Source organism: Pseudomonas sp. REP124 (assembly GCF_020164475.1).
Classification (GTDB): domain Bacteria; phylum Pseudomonadota; class Gammaproteobacteria; order Pseudomonadales; family Pseudomonadaceae; genus Aquipseudomonas.
The window spans coordinates 26,700-48,066 of the sequence record NZ_JAIQWX010000035.1; the positions used below are offsets into that span (position 1 = coordinate 26,700).

General features: G+C 60.0%; 19 protein-coding genes. 11 read left to right on the forward strand and 8 right to left on the reverse strand.

The features are described 5' to 3' along the window. Window positions 1-33: 33 nt before the first annotated feature. Window positions 34-1,212: a vWA domain-containing protein gene (locus tag K9857_RS11465; RefSeq protein ID WP_110966881.1), complete on the reverse strand. Its 1,179-nt coding sequence runs from the start codon at window positions 1,210-1,212 to the stop codon at window positions 34-36. Window positions 1,213-1,223: 11 nt separating this feature from the next. Further along, window positions 1,224-2,069: an AAA family ATPase gene (locus tag K9857_RS11470; protein WP_224535846.1), complete on the reverse strand. Its 846-nt coding sequence runs from the start codon at window positions 2,067-2,069 to the stop codon at window positions 1,224-1,226. 210 nt (window positions 2,070-2,279) lie between these two features. On the opposite strand from K9857_RS11470, the gene K9857_RS11475 reads away from it, so the two are divergent. Next, window positions 2,280-2,510 (forward strand): DUF4160 domain-containing protein, encoded by a 231-nt coding sequence (locus K9857_RS11475; RefSeq protein WP_224535848.1) that lies wholly within the window; start codon window positions 2,280-2,282, stop codon window positions 2,508-2,510. After that, window positions 2,498-2,998, forward strand: a complete 501-nt coding sequence (locus K9857_RS11480; RefSeq protein WP_224535851.1) for a DUF2442 domain-containing protein — start codon at window positions 2,498-2,500, stop codon at window positions 2,996-2,998. Before K9857_RS11475 ends, K9857_RS11480 begins: the two co-directional genes overlap by 13 nt. On the opposite strand, the gene K9857_RS11485 is transcribed toward K9857_RS11480, so the two are convergent. Beyond that, window positions 2,995-4,071 (reverse strand): DUF748 domain-containing protein, encoded by a 1,077-nt coding sequence (locus tag K9857_RS11485; protein ID WP_224535853.1) that lies wholly within the window; start codon window positions 4,069-4,071, stop codon window positions 2,995-2,997. The two genes, K9857_RS11480 and K9857_RS11485, sit on opposite strands and share 4 nt — an antisense overlap. Before the next feature lie 126 nt (window positions 4,072-4,197). Between K9857_RS11485 and cysK the strand changes: the two genes are divergently transcribed. The 3 genes from cysK to K9857_RS11500 all read left to right on the forward strand — a co-directional run bounded on the left by cysK (window position 4,198) and on the right by K9857_RS11500 (window position 7,928). Then, on the forward strand, window positions 4,198-5,172 hold the full coding sequence (gene cysK / locus K9857_RS11490; RefSeq protein ID WP_224535855.1) for a cysteine synthase A: 975 nt from the start codon (window positions 4,198-4,200) through the stop codon (window positions 5,170-5,172). A gap of 232 nt (window positions 5,173-5,404) precedes the next feature. After that, a complete protein-coding gene (locus K9857_RS11495; RefSeq protein WP_224535857.1) occupies window positions 5,405-6,343 on the forward strand; it encodes an aspartyl/asparaginyl beta-hydroxylase domain-containing protein in 939 nt (312 codons plus the stop codon). A gap of 721 nt (window positions 6,344-7,064) precedes the next feature. Next, complete coding sequence (locus K9857_RS11500) at window positions 7,065-7,928, forward strand: DMT family transporter (protein WP_224535860.1); 864 nt, start codon at window positions 7,065-7,067, stop codon at window positions 7,926-7,928. A 39-nt stretch (window positions 7,929-7,967) separates the two neighbouring features. Here K9857_RS11500 and K9857_RS11505 read toward each other — a convergent pair whose 3' ends face one another. The 4 genes from K9857_RS11505 to K9857_RS11520 form a co-directional block, all read right to left on the reverse strand. After that, entirely contained in the window at window positions 7,968-8,909 is a 942-nt protein-coding gene (locus tag K9857_RS11505) for a LysR family transcriptional regulator (protein WP_224535862.1), read from the reverse strand. 69 nt (window positions 8,910-8,978) lie between these two features. Beyond that, window positions 8,979-10,508, reverse strand: a complete 1,530-nt coding sequence (locus tag K9857_RS11510) for a tripartite tricarboxylate transporter permease (protein ID WP_224535864.1) — start codon at window positions 10,506-10,508, stop codon at window positions 8,979-8,981. Beyond that, the gene (locus K9857_RS11515) at window positions 10,505-11,038 is read right to left on the reverse strand and encodes a tripartite tricarboxylate transporter TctB family protein (RefSeq protein WP_224535866.1); all 534 of its coding nucleotides are present in this window, start codon (window positions 11,036-11,038) and stop codon (window positions 10,505-10,507) included. Before K9857_RS11515 ends, K9857_RS11510 begins: the two co-directional genes overlap by 4 nt. 52 nt (window positions 11,039-11,090) lie before the next feature. After that, a complete protein-coding gene (locus K9857_RS11520) occupies window positions 11,091-12,107 on the reverse strand; it encodes a Bug family tripartite tricarboxylate transporter substrate binding protein (RefSeq protein WP_224535868.1) in 1,017 nt (338 codons plus the stop codon). Between the two features lie 499 nt (window positions 12,108-12,606). On the opposite strand from K9857_RS11520, the gene K9857_RS11525 reads away from it, so the two are divergent. The 5 genes from K9857_RS11525 (at window position 12,607) to araD1 (ending at window position 18,463) form a co-directional block, all read left to right on the forward strand. Further along, window positions 12,607-13,953, forward strand: a complete 1,347-nt coding sequence (locus K9857_RS11525; RefSeq protein WP_224535870.1) for an MFS transporter — start codon at window positions 12,607-12,609, stop codon at window positions 13,951-13,953. Beyond that, a complete protein-coding gene (locus K9857_RS11530) occupies window positions 13,946-14,917 on the forward strand; it encodes an amidohydrolase family protein (protein ID WP_224535872.1) in 972 nt (323 codons plus the stop codon). The genes K9857_RS11525 and K9857_RS11530 overlap by 8 nt, the downstream gene beginning before the upstream one ends. After that, entirely contained in the window at window positions 14,914-15,918 is a 1,005-nt protein-coding gene (locus K9857_RS11535; protein WP_224535874.1) for a 4-hydroxythreonine-4-phosphate dehydrogenase PdxA, read from the forward strand. Before K9857_RS11530 ends, K9857_RS11535 begins: the two co-directional genes overlap by 4 nt. Window positions 15,919-16,239: 321 nt before the next feature. Then, a complete protein-coding gene (locus K9857_RS11540; protein WP_175376138.1) occupies window positions 16,240-17,415 on the forward strand; it encodes an L-rhamnonate dehydratase in 1,176 nt (391 codons plus the stop codon). A 52-nt stretch (window positions 17,416-17,467) separates the two neighbouring features. Continuing rightward, the gene (gene araD1, locus K9857_RS11545) at window positions 17,468-18,463 is read left to right on the forward strand and encodes an AraD1 family protein (protein ID WP_224535877.1); all 996 of its coding nucleotides are present in this window, start codon (window positions 17,468-17,470) and stop codon (window positions 18,461-18,463) included. Between the two features lie 121 nt (window positions 18,464-18,584). Here the strand turns inward: araD1 and K9857_RS11550 are convergent, their stop codons facing one another. Continuing rightward, a complete protein-coding gene (locus K9857_RS11550; RefSeq protein WP_224535879.1) occupies window positions 18,585-19,472 on the reverse strand; it encodes a DMT family transporter in 888 nt (295 codons plus the stop codon). Window positions 19,473-19,629: 157 nt separating this feature from the next. On the opposite strand from K9857_RS11550, the gene aceK reads away from it, so the two are divergent. After that, window positions 19,630-21,348 (forward strand): bifunctional isocitrate dehydrogenase kinase/phosphatase, encoded by a 1,719-nt coding sequence (gene aceK / locus K9857_RS11555; RefSeq protein ID WP_224535881.1) that lies wholly within the window; start codon window positions 19,630-19,632, stop codon window positions 21,346-21,348. Window positions 21,349-21,367 lie beyond the last annotated feature (19 nt).

A 21,367-nucleotide genomic window follows, 5' to 3' on the forward strand; every position in this document is an offset into this window, starting at 1 on the left:
TTGCCCGCGATGGCGTCCGCCCAGTAAACCGAGTTACTTGGACAGAAACCGCATCCCTTCCTCCAACCCCCGCAAGGTCAGCGGATACATCTGGTCCTCGATCAAATCCCGCACGATGTTGGTCGACGAGGTGTAGCCCCAGGTGTCCTTGGGATACGGGTTGATCCAGATGAGCTTCTTGTACTTCTCCTTGAAGCGCTGCATCCACACGTAGCCTGCTTCTTCGTTCCAGTGCTCGACGCTGCCGCCCGGCTGGGTGATTTCATAGGGCGCCATGGCGGCGTCGCCGATGAAGATCACTTTGTAGTCGGCACCGTACTTGTGCAGCAGGTCCATGGTCGAGGTGCGTTCGGAGGTGCGGCGCATGTTGTTCTTCCACACCGATTCATAAATGAAGTTGTGGAAGTAGAAGTACTCCAGATGCTTGAACTCGGTCTTGCAGGCCGAGAACAGTTCCTCGCAGATCTTCACATGGGCGTCCATCGAGCCGCCGATGTCGAACAGCAACAGCAGTTTGACCGTGTTGCGCCGTTCCGGACGCATCTGGATATTCAAAAGGCCGGCGTCCTTGGCGGTGTGGTCGATGGTGCCGTCGATATCCAGCTCCTCCGCCGCACCCTGACGGGCAAACTTGCGCAGACGACGCAGGGCGACCTTGATGTTGCGCGTGCCAAGCTCCACCGAATCATCGAGGTTCTTGTACTCGCGCTGGTCCCAGACCTTGACCGCCTTGCCCTGGCGCTTGCCGGCATCGCCGACCCGAATGCCTTCCGGGTTGAAGCCGCCGGAGCCGAACGGGCTGGTGCCACCGGTGCCGATCCACTTGTTGCCGCCGGCATGGCGTTCCTTCTGCTCTTCCAGGCGTTTCTTGAACTCCTCGATCAGCTTGTCCAGGCCACCGAGGGACTGAATCGCCGCGCGCTCTTCATCGGTCAGCGAGCGTTCGAACTCCTTACGCAACCAGTCTTCCGGAATCAGGGCCTGCAAGTGGTCGTCGAGCTTGTCCAGGCCATTGAAATAGGCACCGAAGGCCCGGTCGAACTTGTCGAAATGCCGTTCGTCCTTCACCAGGATCGCTCGGGACAGGTAGTAGAACTCGTCCATGTCCGCGAAGGTGACGCGCTGCTTGAGCGCGTTGATCAGGTCCAGCAGCTCGCGCACCGAAACCGGTACCTTGGCTGCACGCATCTCATTGAACAGGTTGAGCAACATGGTGTTGACCCTTATCGAGCGCCGCGACGACTCATGAACGCCAGACGCTCGAGCAGTTGCACGTCCTGTTCGTTTTTCACCAGGGCACCGGCCAGCGGCGGGATGGCCTTGGTCGGATCGCGCTCGCGCAGCACCGCTTCACCGATGTTGTCGGCCATCAGCAGCTTGAGCCAGTCCACCAATTCGGAAGTCGAAGGCTTCTTCTTCAGGCCCGGCACCTTGCGTACATCGAAGAACACGTCCAGCGCTTCGCTGACCAGGTCTTTCTTGATGTCCGGGTAGTGCACGTCGACGATTTTCTGCAGGGTGCTACGGTCTGGGAAGGCGATGTAGTGGAAGAAGCAGCGGCGCAGGAAGGCGTCCGGCAGCTCTTTCTCGTTGTTGGAGGTAATGATGATGATCGGACGCTTCTTGGCCTTGATGGTCTCGTCGATCTCGTAAACGTAGAACTCCATCTTGTCGAGTTCTTGCAGCAGGTCGTTGGGAAACTCGATGTCGGCCTTGTCGATCTCGTCGATCAGCAGGATCACCCGCTCCTCGGATTCGAAGGCTTCCCAGAGCTTGCCCTTCTTCAAGTAGTTGCGAACGTCGTGAACCTTGTCCACGCCCAGCTGCGAATCGCGTAGACGGCTGACCGCGTCGTACTCGTACAGGCCCTGGTGAGCCTTGGTGGTGGATTTGATGTGCCAGGTAATCAGCTTGGCGCCAAAGGATTCGGCCAACTGCTCGGCGAGCATGGTCTTGCCGGTGCCCGGTTCGCCCTTGACCAGCAGCGGCCGCTCCAGGGTGATGGCGGCGTTGACCGCCAGCTTCAGGTCATCGGTGGCGACGTAGGCCTGGGTGCCTTCGAACTTCATCTGCTAATCCTCGAACGGTTTATGCCGACCTGAGCGAGGCAGGGCGGGGCGCAATAACAACAAATAGTCAGCCCCGACTATAACGCGGTGTCCGGTCGACTGTGAACGCAGACGGCTTATTCAGTCTCTGAATGGAGCGTCACATCTTGACTCAGTCTCGGCGGCTCGCCAGTATTGAGCTATCGCCATTTTGGCGATAGCGTTCGGCGCATGTCTACCAAATACCGATTCCGCGATACATACCGCATTCAGTTGCGTGAAAAGGACCGTCCGCCACCCCACGTCCACCTCACCGGTGGCGGGCTGGATGTCATGCTGAGCCTGGAAACCATCGAAGTGATGAGAGGCAAGGCGCCGCCGCTGATCATCAAGGAAGCGCTGGATTGGGTAAGGGCCCATCAGACGCAATTACTGGAGGATTGGAAACGATGTTACCCATGAAACGACCAAGGCTGACCAGGGTTCAGGCGCTGCCGGATTATCGTCTGGCTCTGACCTTTATTGACGGTCAGCAACTGACCCTTGACCTGACCCATGACTTGCAAGCCTATCCGGGGCTGCAACCTTTGCACGGTGACGCCTTCAATGGCGTCGAATTGGGCGACGATGGCTGGAGTGTCGAATGGCCCGAGTTGGACATCCAGATCGGTGCCGACACTCTGTACCTGGATGCGCTGGCGCAAAACGCATCGGACGAAAATACCCGGATCTTCATCGACTGGCGCGCTCGCACCGGTTTGCCGCTCAACCAGGCTGCCGAGGCATTGGGCGTCAGTACCCGCAGTATCAGTCGTTACAGCAGCGGTCGCGAAGCGGTACCACGCTCATTGGCCCTTGCTTGCCTGGGCTGGGATTTCCTACAACAGCAGACGAATCAGCAGCGTGCGGCCGAAGAAAACGGCCGCTACGTCGTTACTCGCAAACCTTAACCGGCATCCGGCTTCGGCCGTTCATAGCGGGCATTGAAGGCCTGGATGAATCCGTTGCGCAAAATCTGCAAAAACGCTTCGAACGCGCTGATATTTTGCTGATGGACATTGCCGCTAAGTTCGACTCTTGTGGCGAACTGGTTTTTACCCTGGTTTTTCAGGACGGTTTCGGTTCCTCCCACCAAGGCTTCCCACACTGAGCGGAACAGGCCTTTCTTCTCGTTCTCGACATCTTGCTGCCAATTGAATACGTCGACATCTTTCAACAACGGCTTGATGTACCCGGTCAGTTTCGCCTTTTTAGCCTGTGCCTCAATGACCACATCCCCGTGGCCGGCATTGAAGTCGAACTTGCCGTAGGCAGAGGCAAAGTCATTCATGCGTTTGAGTTCGATGTCTCTGGCCCGCAGGCGGAACTCGAATTCCTCGAAATTGCTCAGCGGGTCGAAGGTGGCATTGGTTTCCAGAGGCGCATGACCTAGCAACAGGGCCTTGCCTTCGAAACGAGCATCGCGTTTGCCTTCGGTGTCGGCCACGTTGGTCAGGTTGTAGATGCTGGCATTGACGTTAGTGGCATTCATGTTCACCGGGGGCTTGGAGTTGAAGTTGCGGAAACTGATCTTGCCGTCATCGATTTTTACCTCGTTCAAGGTAATCGGCAGCAATTTGCCCAGTTGGGCGCGCCAGTCGGTGCCTTCACCGGTTTGCGAGTTCTTTTTGTTGGCGCCGCCATCGACGAAATTTACCTCGGGATTGACGAACCTCACTTCGGCCACGACCGCACGGTCATACCAGAGGGAATGCCAACTGACTGAAAGGTCGATCAAAGGCGCATCGACAAACGGCACCGGCACTTTGCCTTCGACCTTGACGATTTTCAGGCCATTGATCTTGTAGGCACCGCGCCACAAGGCCAGGTCCACGTCAGTGATCTGGCCGCGGTAATCGCCCATGTCAGCCAAGCGCTCATTGAGGTAATCGCGCACCAGATAGGGCAGGGCGAAGTGCAGGGCAATCAGCAGCGCAACGAGGCCGGCGAGGGTCCACAAGGGCCAGCGGTATCGACGTTTCATGCTCGCAAATCTCTGGCAATCTAAAGCCATTGACTGCGCTGACACCCGGACGTTCGACCCGACTGGACGACCACGGGCAACAGGCTTACCTTTGTGCGCTATCGAATGCTGTATCAAGGACCCGTCATGAGCCGTATCTTCGCTGACAACGCCCATTCCATCGGCAACACGCCGCTGGTACAGATCAACCGTATCGCCCCGCGCGGCGTGACCATTCTGGCCAAGATCGAAGGGCGCAACCCCGGTTACTCGGTCAAGTGCCGGATTGGCGCGAACATGATCTGGGACGCCGAAAGCACCGGCAGACTCAAGCCTGGCATGACCATCGTCGAGCCAACCTCCGGCAACACCGGCATCGGCCTGGCCTTCGTCGCTGCGGCGCGGGGCTACAAGTTGATGCTGACCATGCCGTCGTCGATGAGTATCGAGCGGCGTAAGGTGCTCAAGGCTCTGGGGGCGGAATTGGTGCTGACCGAGCCGGCCAAGGGCATGAAAGGCGCGATCGAGAAAGCCGGTGAGATCGTTGCCAGCGATCCGTCCAAGTACTTCATGCCGGCGCAGTTCGACAATCCGGCCAACCCGGCCATCCATGAAAAGACCACCGGTCCCGAAATCTGGAACGACACTGACGGCGCGGTCGACGTTCTGGTGTCAGGCGTCGGAACAGGCGGAACCATCACCGGTGTATCGCGGTATATCAAGAATACCCAGGGCAAACCGATCATTTCGGTCGCTGTGGAGCCCGTTGTATCGCCAGTGATCAGCCAGGCGCTGGCGGGTGAGGAAATCAAGCCGAGCCCGCACAAGATCCAGGGTATCGGTGCCGGTTTCGTGCCGAAGAATTTGGACCTGTCGATCGTCGACCGCGTGGAATTGGTCAGCGACGACGAATCCAAGGCCATGGCCCTGCGTCTGATGCAGGAAGAAGGGATTTTGTGTGGCATCTCCTGCGGCGCGGCAATGGCGGTGGCGGTTCGTTTGGCCGAAACGCCGGAAATGCAGGGCAAGACGATCGTGGTGATCCTGCCCGACTCCGGTGAGCGCTACCTGTCGAGCATGCTGTTCAGCGATCTGTTCACCGATCAGGAGAATCAGCAGTAAGGGTTTGACGATCGAACGCTGTGGCGAAGGGTTCGCCACAGCGTTGGACTTTTTGGGTGGATCAGGTCAGCCGGCGTTCAGGCATCGCATGTTAATAAAGGCTTTATTGCGTATTTATTGATACAGAATGTTGGGGCAGACGGTTTTTCCCTGAAGTCGGTCGTGTTTATATGCCGACAGCAATGTCGGGCAAATGGCGTTGTGCAAAGTGTCTGTTACCAAGGAGTTGTTGATGACCTTATCCCTTGCCGCAAAGGCCTCGTTGTTGTTGCTGTTTCTGGGCAGCACCCTCTATGTGCATTTGCGGGGCAAGGCGCGATTGCCGGTTCTGCGCCAGTTCGTCAACCATTCGGCCCTTTTCGCTCCCTACAACGCCCTGATGTACCTGTTCTCCGGCGTTCCTTCCAAACCCTACCTGGACCGCAGCAAATTCCCCGAACTGGATGTGCTCAAGGACAATTGGGAAGTCATTCGCGACGAAGCGATGCACTTGTTCGATGAGGGCTACATTCGCGCCGCCGAAAAGAACAACGACGCCGGTTTCGGCTCGTTCTTCAAGAAAGGCTGGAAGCGTTTCTACCTCAAGTGGTACGACAGCCCCTTGCCTTCGGCCGAGCTGCTGTGCCCGAAAACCGTGGAACTGGTGAGCAGCATTCCCAACGTCAAGGGCGCCATGTTCGCGCTGTTGCCGGGCAACAGCCACCTCAACCCCCACCGCGATCCATTCGCCGGCTCTCTGCGTTATCACCTGGGCCTCTCGACACCCAACTCCGACGACTGCCGCATCTTCGTCGACGGCCAGGTCTATGCCTGGCGCGACGGTGAGGACGTGATGTTCGACGAGACCTACGTGCACTGGGTCAAGAACGAAACCGACAAGACCCGTGTCATCCTGTTCTGCGACATCGAGCGCCCCTTGAGCAACCGCCTGATGACCCGCATCAACCGCGCGATCAGCGCTTTCCTCGGTCGTGCCACCGCACCGCAGAATCTGGACGATGAGCGCGTCGGGGGGATCAACAAGGCCTACGCCTGGAGCAAGAATTCGAGCGACAAGGTCAGTGGCGTGGTCAAGCAGTGGAAACGGCGTAATCCCAAGGCTTATCGGGTGTTGCGGCCGGTGCTGGCGGTGGTGGTGTTGACGTTGTTGGGGTATTGGCTGTTCGGGTAGTGTCTCCTGCCGAATGAAAAACACTGCCCTGTAGGAGCTGCCGAAGGCTGCGATCTTTTGATTTTGCTTTTTTTAAGAACAAGATCAAAAGATCGCAGCCTTCGGCAGCTCCTACAGGGAGCGTGTCGTTATGAGGAGAGTTTGAAAGACGCTCCTGCCAGAACGCCGACAGGCTCATCGGTAGCGGCTCCTTCAAACGCTGCATTGAGTAAACGCAGTTGGCTTGCAGTCAGCCCTATAGCCTTGTTTCTAGCAGCGCCACAGCCTTTCCTCTGCCTAGATTTTTTTAGAGCTTTACGCATACCCGCTCCATTGCTGGTCATAAATTGCATAGTTTTCAAGATACGAGGATCTCTCCTCCTTTGACTGTTCAAGTCATTGCAATTCATGTCACCCGCTGGTTATAGTCAGCGCTCGGTGTCTCTCAGCACACCCTCCACCTCATCAAAAAGATCAGCCCATGCCTGCATCCCTCATCAACGCGGTAGTCGATTCAGCGGTCAACGCTGGCGTCGTGCCGTGCGGGAATCAGCAGCCTGTGCAGATCAGTCATTACCCCCCTCCTGTCAGTCGCACTCCAGTGTGCGCGGTGGTTTCACCGCCGGGTGTTGGCATTCGGGGCTGATCGGCGTTTTCTGCTGATCCCTGCCGCCCGCCTGAAACAACGACTGAATTTCAGCTTCGGCTGAGTTGGCTTTTTGCCTGACTACAGGTGGTATTCATGTTTGCTTTTTCCAGACAGTCCGCGCTCGCGGCGACTTCCACGAGCCTGTTCGTCCTGCTGTGGAGCAGCGGGGCGATTTTCTCCAAATGGGGCCTGGCTCACGCCTCTCCCTTTGCCTTTCTGCTGTTTCGCTTTGTCATCGCCCTGTGCGGGCTGGTGTTGCTGGTGCCGTTGCTCAAGCTGAAGTTACCCAAGGGCGGGAAACCGATGCAGTACGCGATGGCCACCGGGGTGGTGTTGCTGGGGGCTTATCAGATTTTCTATCTGCTGGCCCTGGACTTGAAAGTCACGCCGGGAGTGATGGCGACCATCATGGGCGTTCAGCCGATTCTCACTGTGGTGATCATGGAGCGTCAGCGCTCGGCCAGCCGGATTTTCGGCCTGTGCCTGGGGCTCGCCGGGTTGATCATGGTGGTGTATCAGGGCATCGGTCTGGCCGGTATGTCGCTGGCCGGGATGCTCTTTGGTTTGCTGGCGCTGGCGAGCATGACGTTCGGCTCGATCATGCAAAAGCGCATTACTGAAAACCCTCTCGGCACGATGCCCGTGCAGTACCTCGCGGGATTGCTGCTGTGCGGAATCTTCGTGCCATTTCAGCCGTTTCATTTCGAGCACAACACGGGGTTTGTCGTGCCGGTGCTGTGGATGGGGCTGGTGGTGTCGGTGCTGGCGACCCTGCTGCTGTATCGCCTGATCGCCCGGGGCAATCTGGTGAATGTCACCAGCCTGTTTTATCTGGTACCGGCGGTGACGGCGGTGATGGACTACCTGATTTTCGGCAACAAGCTGGCGGCGTTTAGCCTGCTGGGGATGCTGCTGATCATCATCGGTCTGTTCTTCGTATTCCGTAAAACCGCGTAAACCGAAAAAGGCCCGGTGCATTGATTGCGCTGGGTCTTTTCATTTGGCCAGCGTATGTTCGGCGCGCACCGAATGCATGAACGCCTGCATCGCCGACGATTGAATGCGATGACGCCGGGTGATCAAGCCATAAGGCGGCAACCGTGCCTCGAACTTGATCGGCAGCACCGCGAGCAAGTCGCGCCCCGGGTAATCCTCGACTACCGAAACCGGTGTCACGCCGAGCATGTCGGTCTGCTGGATCAGCGACAGCAAGGTCATGATCGAGGTGGTCTCGACGATGCTGCTGGGGATGTCGACCCGCGCGTTGTGAAACACCTGATTGATGATCGCGCGCATCGGGCTTGGATGCTGTTGCAGCACCCAGGTCTGGTTCTGCAATTCGGCCCAGCTCAGTTGCGTTTCCTTCGCCAGCGGATTTTCCGCGCCGCAAATCACGCACAAGGCTTCTTCGCCAAGGCTGTCGAAGAGCAATTCTTCGGCCCGCGCCCCGACCGGGATTCGCCCCAGCACCACATCCAGTTGATCCTGCAACAGCGCCTGCACCAACACATCGCTGGTATCGACCTGAATACTCATCGACAACCTCGGATGGCTTTGTTTCAGCGTCGCGATGGTTCGGGTCAACAACCCCGACGCCAACGCCGGAATGGCCCCGACCGCAACCCGACCGAGGTTGCCGGATTCGAGCGCCACCAGTTCCTCGCGCATGCCGCTGAGTTCGGCAAACACCATGCGCGCGTAGTAGATGACGGTTTCCCCGAACGGGGTCGCACGCATGCCCCGGGGCAGACGTTCGAAGAGTTCGACACCGAGCAGATCCTCGGCTTCGTGGAGCATCTTGGTCGCCGCCGGCTGGGTCATGCCGATATGGTCGGCGGCGCGGCGCAACGAGCCCAATTCCTGCAGCGCCAGCATCAAGCGCAGTTGGCGCAGACGCAGACGGCTGTGGATCACATTGGCAACAGGAATTCGGGTCATGGGCCGCGCTCGCAGAAAAGACTGCGGCAAGCCTGACAACAAATGTCAGGCGTTGCCAGCATTGCTGTGTCACAGCACCGATTTTGCCTTGGCGGCAGGGGATTTGCGCAGGCCGATCAGGGTTTGCAGCGCTTTGGAAATCATCGGCCAGAACAGCATCAGCAGGGCGGCCGTGGTCAGGCTGCCCACCAACGGGTTGGACCAGAAGATCCCCAGTTGCCCGTCCGAGAACAGCATCGACTGACGGAACGCATCTTCCGCCTTATCGCCCAACACCGCCGCCAGCACAAGCGGGGCGATCGGGTAGCCGAGTTTCTTGAACAGGTAACCCAGCGCGCCGAAGCCGAGCATCAGCACCACGTCGAAGAACGAGTTGTGCACCGAGTAGGCGCCGATGGCGCAGACCATGATGATGATCGGCGCAATGATCGAGAACGGAATGCGCAGGATCGAGGCGAACAACGGCACGGTCGCCAATACCACGATCAGACTCACCACGTTGCCCAGGTACATGCTAGCGATCAGGCCCCAGACGAAGTCGTGCTGTTCGACGAACAACGTCGGGCCAGGGTGCAGGCCCCAGATCATCAGGCCACCGAGCATCACCGCGGCAGTAGCGGAACCTGGAATGCCCAGGGTCAGCATCGGCAGCAGGGCGCTGGTACCGGCGGCGTGGTCGGCGGTTTCCGGAGCGATCACCCCTTCGACTTCACCTTTACCGAAGTTGTCGCGGTTCCTGGAGAAACGTCGCGCCAGGCTGTAGCTCATGAACGATGCCGCCGTCGGACCGCCGGGAGTGATGCCCATCCAGCAACCCACCAGCGTGCTGCGCACGATCGTCCACCAGTAGCGCGGCAGCTTGGCCCAGGTGCGCAGAATCACCATCGGCGTAATCCGCGCATGCTCGCCACGGAACACCAGGCCTTCCTCCACGGTGCAGAGGATTTCGCCGATGCCGAACAGGCCGATCACCGCCACTTCGAAGCTGATGCCGGTCATCAGCATCGGCTGGTCGAAGGTCAGGCGCAGGTTGCCGGACACGGTGTCCATGCCGACCGCCGCCATGGCGAAGCCGATCATCATCGCCACCACGGTTTTCAGCGGCGGGTTCTTGCTCATGCCGATGAAGGTGCAGAACGCCAACAGATACACCGCGAAGAACTCCGGCGAGCTGAAGGACATGGCGAACTCGGCAATGCGGGTCGACAGGAAGGTCAGCAGCATGACCCCGCACAGGGCGCCGATCAGTGCCGAGCTGAACGCGGCTGTCAGGGCTTCGGCGGCGCGGCCTTCGCGGGCCATCGGGTAGCCGTCGAAGGTCGTCGCCACCGATGAGGGCTCACCGGGTATGTTGAACAGAATCGAAGTGATCGATCCGCCGAACAACGCCCCCCAATACATGCACGACAGCAAGATGATCGCCGACACCGGCGACATGGTGAACGTCAGCGGCAGCAGCAACGCCACGCCGTTGGGGGCGCCGAGGCCGGGCAACACGCCGACCAGAATGCCCAGCAGCACGCCGACCACCATCAGGCCGATGTGACCCGGGGTGAGGATCAGGTTCATGCCTTGCAGCAGGGAATCGAATTCGCTCATTTGAAATGTCTCCAGGCCAGGGCAATACCGTCGCCCAGGGGACCTGCATCCAGCGGGACCTTGAACCACAATGCGAAAACCAGATAGCTGAACAGTGCCGCGCCAATGGACACGCAGGCGATCATCCACTTGCCATAAGGTTTGGCGCGATCGGTGTCACGCCACATGAACCAGGCGATGAACACGACCGATGCGAGGTAAATGCCGGTGAACGGCATGGCGCCGACAAACAGGGCAATAGGCAGGAACACCGACATCACCTGGCGGAACGCACTGCGGCTGACGAACGCCACACTCAAGACCTGCCAGCGCACCAGCGCCAATACGCCGTTGGCGATGCTGGCTGCGCTCAACAGCAGACCGATATAGAAGGGGAAGTAACCCGGCTCGGGGCCGGCGTCGCCCCAGCCGATGCCTTGTTCGTAGCTGCCGAACATCACCACCACGCCAAGCACAGTGGTGAACAGCGCCAGGCCGAGTTCGACCCAGCGGGTGCCGACCAGCGCCGGTGAATCCGAAGAATGGGACATGAAAACGTCTCCAGCAGAGGACGGCCGCCCGCAGGCGAGCGGCCGGACAACTTTAGTTTTTCAGCCAGCCGGCTTCCTTGAACACCGGGGTGACGCGGGCGGTGTCATGTTCGATGTAGGCGGTCAGCGGCTCGCCTTCGAGGAAAGTCGGCACCAGCGCGTTCTGCTTGACGTAGGCCTTGAACTCCGGGGTCTCGGTGACCTTGCGCATCAGTTCGACGTAGAACGCGCGCTGCTCGGCGCTGACTTCGCCGGGCATGAACACGGTGCGCGGGAAGCGGTACTGATCGATGCCCAGGCCCTGTTCGTGGCAGGTGGGTACGTCGGCCCAGGCTTTGTCGCCGGCGACTTTTTCGGTGTAGGTCATGCGCTCTTTACTGAAAACGCAAAGCGGTTCGACCTGATCACCGCGCCATTGGCTGATGCTTTCGCTGGGGTTGTTGACGTTGGCGGCGATGTGTTTGCCGGCCAGTTGCGTGGCGGCCTCGCTGCCGCTCTTGAACGGGATGTACACCAGTTTGCTGTTGTTGGTCTGGTTGAGCAGCAGGGTCAGGGTCTGGTCGACGTCCTTGGACTGGCTGCCGCCCATGCGCAGTTTCGACGGGTCGGCCTTGACCGCGTCATAGAAGCCTTTCGCGTCTTTCCACGGCGCGCCCTTGTAGCTCCAGAGAATGAAGTCATCCTCGGCCACTGCGGCGATCGGCGTCAGTTCCTGCCATTGGTAACCGAGCTTGGAGACCAGCGGCAGCAGGTAGATGTTGTTGGTGCCGATCACCAGTTTCTCGGCATCGCCCTTGTTCATCTTCATGTCGAGAAAGGCTTCGGCGCCATTGCCACCGCCCTTGTTCAGGACGATGGTGTTCACGTCGAGCAGCTTGTGGGTGGTGATGATCGACTGGATCAGGCGACCGAGCTGGTCGGTACCGCCACCAGGACCGCCGGCAACGATGATTTCGACGTTCTTGTCCGGTTGCCAGGCCGCGTTGGCGAGAGCAGGAAGGGTGCCGGCGGCGATCAGTGAGCAGCCAAGCATCAGACGGGATGTGCGACGGACGAATGCATTTCGCATGGTGGAAGAGCCTCGTTTTTGTATTTGTTATGAGTGACTTGTCTGCGCGGTAAAGCCGCAAGCCTGGACCGAGTGTGGGAACGTCGGGTCGTCGCGTCTAGTCAAAACAATACATACACCGATAGCCTGGGGTTATAGCTCTTTAGTGTGCAGGTCAAATGTTGCAGACCTGTAGCAGCTGGCGAAGCCTGCGTCCGGCTGCGCAACAGTCGCAAACCCTGTGTGCGAGGTCTATCTGAAACACCGCATTAGCTGATTTTACGAATGCTTCGCAGCCGGACGCAGGCTTCGCCAGCTGCTACAGGGTGCGGTGTTCTGGAAACAAGTGGAAACAGTCGCTGGAGGGGTGAAAGCTCATTGAAAGGGCCGTGTGCCATAACTCAAGGCTATCGCCTTATTTCCAGGTTTGATTAGACGGTTATCGCTGAGCCTTCGATAGTGCTCGCCAAGGCCGCGAAATTGCGGCGTCTTCACAAAAATAATAAAAGAGGTACGCACCATGGCTCGTCCCAGTGCTTCCCTGCAATTGCCCGGCGCCGAGGCTCCGTCCGCTGCCGCTGCCGCTGCAATCCCGCAGACCACCGCCGCCAAGGCCAGCAATGTGCGCTGGCGGATCTTCGCGATCATCTTTGCACTGACCATGGTCAACCTGATTGATCGTGTGTCGCTGTCCATCGCAATGCCCACCATCGCCAACGAATTTTCCCTGTCACCGAGCATGCAAGGGCTGATTCTCAGCAGCTTTTTTTGGGCCTATGCGCTGTTGCAGATTCCCGGCGGCTGGCTGATCGATCGCTTCGGCCCGCATCGGGTGATCGGCTGGTCCACCGGCTTGTGGGGCACCTTCCAGGTACTCGCGGCGTTTGCCACCGGCGGCCTGTCGTTGTTGTTTGCCCGCGTGGCGTTGGGGGCTTCGGAAGCACCGTTGTTCCCGTCCGGTGGCAAGTTGATTTCCCTGTGGCTCGCGCCGAGCGAGCGCAGTCGCGGCGCGGTGTTGATGGACAGCGGCAGCCCGTTGGGCGTGGCGCTTGGTGGCCTGATCATCGCCTATCTGATTGTCGCGCTGGATTCCTGGCGTCTGGCGTTCGTGATCGCCGGTGTCGCGACCCTGGCGCTGGCCTGGCTGGCGTGGCGTTATCTGCGCGATGACCCCAATACCCATCCGCAGGTCAATGCGCTGGAGCTGGAAAAGATCAACGCCGGGCGCGCCACGCCTGCCGCGGAGGCAGCCCGTGCGCCAGTCAAAGGATTGGGCATCGCCGCCCGTTCCTTGAGCGGCCTGCTGATCGGGCGAGCCAGTTGGGCGATGGTGTATTTCGGTCTGCTGACCTGGGGCCCGAGTTATCTGTCTCAGGCTCGCGGCTTTGACATCAAGGGCATTGGCGCGGCGACCTTCGTGATTTTCATCTGCGGCGCCTTGGGTTCGCTGACCGGTGGTTTCCTCTGCGACGGCCTGATCCGCAAGGGCGTTAAACGCGGCGTGGCGGTCAAGAGTCTGTTGGCATTTTCCGGCCTGGTGGCCCTCGGCGCCTTCCTGTTGTTGCCGACCTTGAGCAATCCCTACGCCGCCGTGGCTCTCTTGGCCCTGACCGCGTTCTTCCTGATGTGGGGCAGTCTCTACTGGAGCTTCCCGGCGTTGCTGGCGGCGCCTGCGCGGGTCGGTCTGATCGGAGGCGTGATGAATATGGCCGGCAGCACCGGCGGTATCGCGGTGCCGATTCTGGTCGGTGTGATTCTGCAAATGAGCGGTGGCTTCGCGCCGGTGCTCGGGTTCTTCGCGGTGTGTTCGGCAGTGTTCGTGCTCGCCACCCTGTTCATCAGCCTGGATGAGGTGCGTCATGGCTGAGTCGTCTTCAAGAAGCCTATGGAAAGGCCCGATCATCGACGCCCATCACCACTTCTGGGACCCGACGATCAACCATCATCCGTGGCTCGCGCCCGAGGCCAACATCCCGTTTCGCTACGGCGATTACAGTGCGATCAAAAGTCGTTATTTTCCTGACGATTACTTCGCCGATGCCGGTCCCCATAACGTCGTGCAAACGGTGTACATCGAGACCGAGTGGGACCCGCAGGACCCGATTGGTGAGACCCGCTTCATCGAACAACTGGCCGCCCGCTACGGCGTGCCGAACGCGATCGTCGCGCAAGCCTGGCTCGATCATCCGGACGCCATCGCGGTGCTCACCGAGCAAGCGAGTTACAAATGTGTGCGCAGCGTGCGGCACAAACCCGGTGGCCCTGTGTCGCCGGCCGAGGTCGGCCATGTGCGCAGCCTGATGAGCAATGAACACTGGCGCCGCAGTTATGCCGCGCTGCAAGGGCTGGGGCTGCATTTCGACCTGCAGACGCCCTGGTGGAACCTGCACGAAGCCGAGCGCCTGGCCCGGGATTTTCCGGGCACCACGCTGATCCTCAACCACGCCGGCCTGCCCAGCGATCGCAGCGCCGAAGGCCTGGCCGGCTGGCGCCTGGCGATGTCGCGTCTGGCCCAGTGGCCCAACGTGCAGGTGAAGATTTCCGGGCTGGGCCAGGCGGGCAGGGCCTGGCGCGCCATCGACAACGCCTGGATCGTGCGCGAGGTGATCGCCATGTTCGGCACCGCCCGGGTGATGTTCGCCAGCAACTTTCCGGTGGACAGCCTGTGCGGCTCGTTCGATGACATCTACAGCGGTTTCAAATCCATCGTCGCCGATCTGCCCGTGGCCGATCAGGAGCGACTGTTCTACAGCAACGCGCAGCACATCTATCGCTGCGAGCCTTGCGCCATTGACCGGGCGCAGCCTGAACCCTTGAGGAGTGAAGCATGAAAAAAACTACCATCGCGATGGTCCTGGGCGACCCGGCGGGCATCGGCCCGGAACTGATCGCCCGGCTGCTCGCTGAGGCTGAAGTACGCAGCAAGGCACAGGTGATTCTGATTGCCGATGAAACGGAAATGCGTCGCGGCATGGACATCGCCGGTGTGCAGTTTCCTTATCGCCAGGTGGATTCGCTTGAGCAGTTGTCGTTCGTCGACGACACGCCGCTGTTCTACGATTTTCGCGGCGCTGCGGTTGGAGAATTCCCGCGTAGCGAAGCCAGTGTGATTGGCGGACGTTACAGCCTCGATACCCTGGAACAGGCGCTGCGCCTGACCGAGGCCGGTACTACAGACGCGATCCTTTTCGGCCCGCTGAACAAGACTTCGCTGCACATGGCCGGCATGGCCCACAACGACGAGCTGCACTGGTTCGCTGAACTGCTGGATTTCCATGGGCCGTTCTGTGAATTCAACGTGCTCGACAATCTGTGGACTTCGCGGGTGACGTCCCACGTCGCTCTGTCCGAAGTCCCGGGCATGTTGAGTGAGCAGCGGGTGGTGGAAGCGATTGAACTGATCGACACCGCCCTCAAGCGCAGCGGCCTGGAGAAACCGCGGATCGGCGTCTGCGGTTTGAACCCGCATAACGGCGACAACGGCTCCTTCGGCCGGGAAGAAATCGACATCATCGGCCCGGCCGTTCGCACGGCTCAGGCAAAGGGCATCGCCGCCGAAGGACCGTACCCGGGTGATACGATTTTCCTCAAGGTCCAGGGTGATGCGAGCGCCTTCGACGCGGTGGTGACCATGTATCACGACCAGGGACAGATCGCGATCAAACTGATGGGCTTCTCCCGTGGCGTCACGGTGCAGGGCGGCCTGCCAATCCCGATCACCACCCCGGCCCACGGCACCGCCTTCGACATCGCAGGCCAAGGCAAGGCCAACGTCGGCGCCACCCGCCAGGCCTTCGAAATCGCCTGCCGAATGGGTGCCAGCCGCCACTGACCCAAATCTCCCAAACACCCTAAATCCCTGTGGGAGCGGGCTTGCTCGCGAATGCGGTCTGTCAGTCGACATCTTCGTTGCCTGACAGGACTCCTTCGCGAGCAAGCCCGCTCCCACACTGCTTTTTTGCCTGATAACCCATTTCAGGCAATAACCGCTTTTCGATATCACCCCAGGTTATCGCCGGATACGCATAAGTGATTATCCGCAGTCCCCGGGCGCTGGCTAAAGTCGCTCCATCGAATGCCGGAAGCCGCCAACCAGGCGGTTCCGCGCACACGACCCGACAATTACAAGAAGCGCCAGCAAGGAACTGTATTCATGAAAATCAAAGCGATCCGTACCCGCGTATTCGAGTGGAAAGGCAAAGTCGTTCCCCCTCAGGCGCACTTCTGCACCAACGCCAGCGACATCCTGTTCGAACGCGGCGACGCCATGGGCTCGTTCCGTTTCCACGGCTGGCTGGTGGTGGAAGTCGAAACCGACACAGGCCTGGTCGGCATCGGTAACTGCGCCCTGGCGCCGCGCGTGGCCAAGGAAATCATCGACACTTACCTGGCACCGATCGCCATCGGCGAAGACCCGTTCGACAACGAATACATCTGGCAGAAAATGTACCGCCAGAGCCACGCCTGGGGCCGCAAGGGCATCGGCATGGCGGCGATCTCGGCGATCGACATCGCGATCTGGGACATCATGGGCAAGGCGGTCAACAAGCCGGTGTTCAAGCTGCTGGGCGGACGCACCAAGGAAAAGATCTGGACCTACGCCTCCAAGCTCTACGCCAACGACAACCTCGACCTGTTCCTCGAAGAAGCCCAGGGCTATCTGAACCAGGGTTTCACCGCGCTGAAAATGCGCTTCGGCTACGGCCCGAAAGACGGCCCGGCGGGCATGCGTCGCAACATCGAGCAGGTGCGCGCTTTGCGTGAACTGGCAGGTCCGGATGTGGACATCATGCTCGAGTGCTACATGGGCTGGACCCTGGAATACGCCCGTCGCATGTTGCCGAAACTGGCCGAGTTCGAACCGCGCTGGCTGGAAGAACCGGTGATAGCCGATGACATCGAGGGTTACATCGAACTGAAAAAAATGGGGATCATGCCGATCTCCGGCGGCGAGCACGAATTCACTTCCTACGGCTTCAAGGACCTGCTGGAGCGCCGCGCCGTCGACGTGATCCAGTACGACACCAACCGTGTCGGCGGCATCACCGCCGCGCGCAAGATCAACGCCATGGCCGAAGCCTGGTCGGTGCCGGTCATTCCTCACGCCGGGCAGATGCACAACTACCACCTGACCATGTCCACCACCGCTTCGCCGATGGCCGAGTTCTTCCCGGTGTTCGACGTCGAAGTCGGAAACGAACTCTTCTACTACGTGTTCAAGGGCGAGCCGCAACCGGTCAACGGCTACATCCAGCTCGACGATCACAAGCCGGGTCTGGGCCTGGAAATCTCCGATGAGTTCCTGAGCGAATTCAACATCATCGAGTGACCTTGAAGCGCCGCTTCCGGGCGGCGCCATCCATGACTTTGCGGAGGCCGACATGCGCCTGATTCAATTTGAAAACAGTAACGGCGATCGCCAGGTGGGCGTGGTCGATGGCTCACAGGTCCAGGTGTTGAAAGACACCCGCAGCACCCGAGAACTGGCACTCGCGGCGATCCGTGCCGGGCGCAGCCTGGCGGAAGAAACCATTCTGCGTGGCAGCGAAACGAGCCTCGATTATGCGCAGTTGCTGCATGAGCACCGCATACTGCCGCCGCTGGACCACGAAGACCCGGCGCACTGCCTGATCAGCGGCACCGGCCTGACTCACCTGGGCAGCGCTTCGACGCGGGACAAGATGCACCAGCAGGAAGGCGCGGTCGAAGCCGGTATGACCGACACCATGCGCATGTTCAAGTGGGGCCTGGAAGGCGGCAAGCCGGCGGACGGGCAGGTCGGTGCGCAACCGGAGTGGTTCTACAAGGGCGACGGCAGCATCGTCGTGCGTCCCGGCGCGGACTTCCCGGTGCCGCCATTTGCAGAGGACGCCGGTGAAGAACCGGAGCTGACCGGGCTCTATGTCATCGGCCATGACGGCCTGCCGTATCGCCTCGGTTATGCCCTGGGCAACGAGTTCTCCGACCACGTCATGGAGCGCCGCAACTACCTGTACCTGGCCCATTCGAAACTGCGTAGTTGCTCTTACGGTCCGGAGTTGCGCGTCGGCGAATTGCCCCGGCACCTGGTCGGCACCAGCCGCATCAAGCGCGACGGCCAGACCCTCTGGGAGAAAGAGTTTCTCAGCGGCGAGGACAACATGTGCCACAGCCTCGCGAACCTGGAATTTCATCACTTCAAGTACGCGCAGTTCCTGCGTCCCGGTGATGTCCACGTGCATTACTTCGGCACCGCCACGCTGTCGTTTGCCGACGGGGTGAAGACCCAGCCGGGGGACCGTTTCCAGATCAGCCTGGAGGAATTCGGTGCGCCGTTGGTCAATGGCATTGGTGAAAGTGAACAGCCGTTGCCAATCGGTGAGGTGCGAGCGCTTTAAGGCTTTAGTCGGCGTAAAGCTCTTCGCGGGCAAGCCTCGCTCCTACAGGGTTGGTGGTTGTTCATACCCATCCTGTAGGAGCGAGGCTTACCCGCGAAGGCGTCATCAACATCACCGCAAATTACCGGGTCGCCGTGGGCTTCAACACCAACCACAACGCCACCGCAATCAACACCCCGCCATAAACATGCGCCATCGACAGCGGCTCATCCAGAAACATCGCCCCCCACAACACCCCGAAGGGCGGGATCGCAAAGGTCACGGTGGATGACTTCACCGGGCCGATCGCAGTGAGCAGGCGGAAGTAAATGATGTAGGCAAAGGCCGTGCACACCAGCCCCAACCCCAGCAGCGACAGCCAGACATTCCAGCCGCCCCAGCTCGCCGGAGGATGGCTGATCGCGCTGTAACCGAACAGCGGCAACAGGAACAACGTAGCCCCCAGCATGCTGCCCAGCGCCGACAGCCGACTGTCGAGCCCGCCGGCCTGATCCAGCCAGCGTCGTGCGAGGAACCCTGCAAAACCGTAGCAGGTGGTGGCCAGCAGGCAGGAGAGGGCGCCCATCAGCAGTTGAGTGTCAAAGGCAACGGGACCGGCACGGGTCAGGACGCCGACACCCAGCAACCCCAGAAACACTCCACCGAGCCTGGCGACAGTGAGCCGTTCATGGAAAAACAGGCCGCCGATCAACACACCCATCAAAGGCGTCGTGGCGTTGAAGATCGCCGAGTAACCGGCGGGCAGCACTTGGGCGGCCACCGAGTAAAGCGTCGCAGGCAGGCCCGAGTTGATCACCCCCAGCAGCATCACGGTTTTCAGCTTGCCCTTGAATTCCCAGCGCACCCGCATCAACCCCAGAATCACCAGCAAACCGGCGGCCGCAATGGACACCCGGAAAAACGCAGTGGGGATCGTGCCAATCTCCGGGGCAATGATGCGCATGAACAGGAAACTCGCACCCCAGATGGCCGCCAGCGACAGTAATCGGAAAAGATCGACGGGGTTCACGGTGCGCTCCTGGCTTGATCGGGACGAGAGTGTTGCCGAGCGCCTGATCGATGGCAACCGCAAATCGGGCATTTAATTCGGGCCAAAAATTACACTTCTCCTGCACCCGCTTCACTGGCTAAGCTCAAGGCTTTGGAATTCCCGCAGAGGTCTCACCATGCCGCAGAATTGGCCAGCCGCCGACATCGCCCGTCTGATCCTCGACGGCTTTGACGATTACCGCGAGCATTTTCGCCGCATCACCGACGGTGCGCGGGCCCGGTTCGAGCAGGCGCAATGGCAGGAGACGCAATCGGCTTCGGCAGCGCGGATCAACCTCTATGAAGAGAAAGTCGGCGAAACGGTCGGGCGACTGCGTATCGCGTTCGACGACGACACCCTGGACGTGAGCTGCTGGCCGCTGGTCAAAAGCGCCTACATCAAGCTGATCGACCTGCGCTTCGACGATGAGCTGTCGGAGACCTGGTACAACTCGATTTTCTGCGGCCTGTTCAGCCACGACCTGATCAGCGACGGCTGCATGTTCATCCACACCACCCGGCCGAGCCTGCGTCGGGCCCGCGCTGCACAAACCCGCACCTACAAGCCCCAGGGCCAGCTGTCGGGCATGCTCGCCAGCATCTTTGCCGATTACCGCTTCAGCGAGGAATACGCCGATCTGCCCGGCGACTTGCGTCGTCTTGAGGCGCAGCTGCGCGAGAACCTTCCGGATTGGGTGTGCAAAGACCCGGATCTGAGTGTCGAGCTGTTTTCCTCGGTGCTGTACCGCAACAAGGGCGCGTACCTGGTGGGGCGCATCTACACCGCCGACGAGCAGTGGCCGCTGGCGATTCCGCTGTTGCACCTGGAAGGTCGCGGCATCCAGATCGATGCGTTGATCACCGACGAAGCCGACGTGTCGATCATCTTCTCCTTCACTCGCTCGTATTTCATGGTGGATGTGCCGGTGCCGGCGGAGTTCATCGGTTTCCTCAAGCGTATCCTGCCGGGCAAGCACATCGCCGAGCTGTACACCTCGATCGGTTTCTACAAGCACGGCAAGTCGGAGTTCTACCGGGCACTGATCAATCACCTGGCCAACACTGACGACCAGTTCATCATGGCCCCCGGCGTGCGCGGCATGGTGATGAGCGTATTCACCCTGCCGGGGTTCAACACCGTATTCAAAATCATCAAGGACCGGTTCTCGCCGTCGAAAAACGTCGATCGCGCCACGGTGATCGAAAAGTACCGGCTGGTGAAAAGCGTCGACCGTGTCGGGCGCATGGCCGATACCCAGGAGTTCGCCGACTTCCGTTTCCCGCTGGAGAAGTTCGAGCCGGCGTGCCTGGAAGAGTTGCTGGAAGTCGCGCCGTCCACGGTGTCGGTGGAAGGCGACACGGTGCTGATCCGCCACTGCTGGACCGAGCGGCGGATGACGCCGTTGAACCTGTACCTGGAAAACGCCAACGAGGCGCAGGTTCGCGAGGCGCTGGATGATTACGGTCTGGCGATCAAGCAACTGGCGGCGGCGAACATTTTTCCTGGCGACATGCTGCTGAAAAACTTCGGCGTCACCCGTCACGGCCGGGTGGTGTTCTACGACTACGACGAAATCTGCTTTCTCACCGAAGCCAACTTCCGCCACATCCCGCCGCCGCGTACCCCCGAAGATGAAATGGCGTCCGAGCCCTGGTATTCGATCGGGCCGCTGGACGTATTCCCCGAAGAGTTTCCGCCATTCCTGTTTGCCGATTCGGGGCAGCGCAAGCTGTTCGACAGCTTGCATGGCGAGTTGTACAACGCCGATTACTGGAAGGGTTTGCAGGGGGCGATTCGGGCGGGGAAGGTGATTGATGTGTTTCCGTATCGGCGCAAGAGCCCCGACAGCGAGTAAGCCTCCAACCGAACTCCTG

What these genes read in the sequence shown, in the direction of transcription:
- K9857_RS11495 (WP_224535857.1), top strand. Translation starts at nt 5,405, where the DNA reads ATGACCTTATCCCTTGCCGCAAAGGCCTCGTTGTTGTTGCTGTTTCTG.
- K9857_RS11520 (WP_224535868.1), bottom strand. Translation starts at nt 12,107, where the DNA reads ATGCGAAATGCATTCGTCCGTCGCACATCCCGTCTGATGCTTGGCTGC.
- K9857_RS11475 (WP_224535848.1), top strand. Translation starts at nt 2,280, where the DNA reads ATGTCTACCAAATACCGATTCCGCGATACATACCGCATTCAGTTGCGT.
- K9857_RS11525 (WP_224535870.1), top strand. Translation starts at nt 12,607, where the DNA reads ATGGCTCGTCCCAGTGCTTCCCTGCAATTGCCCGGCGCCGAGGCTCCG.
- K9857_RS11510 (WP_224535864.1), bottom strand. Translation starts at nt 10,508, where the DNA reads ATGAGCGAATTCGATTCCCTGCTGCAAGGCATGAACCTGATCCTCACC.
- K9857_RS11535 (WP_224535874.1), top strand. Translation starts at nt 14,914, where the DNA reads ATGAAAAAAACTACCATCGCGATGGTCCTGGGCGACCCGGCGGGCATC.
- K9857_RS11485 (WP_224535853.1), bottom strand. Translation starts at nt 4,071, where the DNA reads ATGAAACGTCGATACCGCTGGCCCTTGTGGACCCTCGCCGGCCTCGTT.
- K9857_RS11500 (WP_224535860.1), top strand. Translation starts at nt 7,065, where the DNA reads ATGTTTGCTTTTTCCAGACAGTCCGCGCTCGCGGCGACTTCCACGAGC.
- K9857_RS11540 (WP_175376138.1), top strand. Translation starts at nt 16,240, where the DNA reads ATGAAAATCAAAGCGATCCGTACCCGCGTATTCGAGTGGAAAGGCAAA.
- K9857_RS11505 (WP_224535862.1), bottom strand. Translation starts at nt 8,909, where the DNA reads ATGACCCGAATTCCTGTTGCCAATGTGATCCACAGCCGTCTGCGTCTG.
- K9857_RS11465 (WP_110966881.1), bottom strand. Translation starts at nt 1,212, where the DNA reads ATGTTGCTCAACCTGTTCAATGAGATGCGTGCAGCCAAGGTACCGGTT.
- K9857_RS11530 (WP_224535872.1), top strand. Translation starts at nt 13,946, where the DNA reads ATGGCTGAGTCGTCTTCAAGAAGCCTATGGAAAGGCCCGATCATCGAC.
- K9857_RS11515 (WP_224535866.1), bottom strand. Translation starts at nt 11,038, where the DNA reads ATGTCCCATTCTTCGGATTCACCGGCGCTGGTCGGCACCCGCTGGGTC.
- araD1 (WP_224535877.1), top strand. Translation starts at nt 17,468, where the DNA reads ATGCGCCTGATTCAATTTGAAAACAGTAACGGCGATCGCCAGGTGGGC.
- K9857_RS11470 (WP_224535846.1), bottom strand. Translation starts at nt 2,069, where the DNA reads ATGAAGTTCGAAGGCACCCAGGCCTACGTCGCCACCGATGACCTGAAG.
- cysK (WP_224535855.1), top strand. Translation starts at nt 4,198, where the DNA reads ATGAGCCGTATCTTCGCTGACAACGCCCATTCCATCGGCAACACGCCG.
- K9857_RS11480 (WP_224535851.1), top strand. Translation starts at nt 2,498, where the DNA reads ATGTTACCCATGAAACGACCAAGGCTGACCAGGGTTCAGGCGCTGCCG.
- aceK (WP_224535881.1), top strand. Translation starts at nt 19,630, where the DNA reads ATGCCGCAGAATTGGCCAGCCGCCGACATCGCCCGTCTGATCCTCGAC.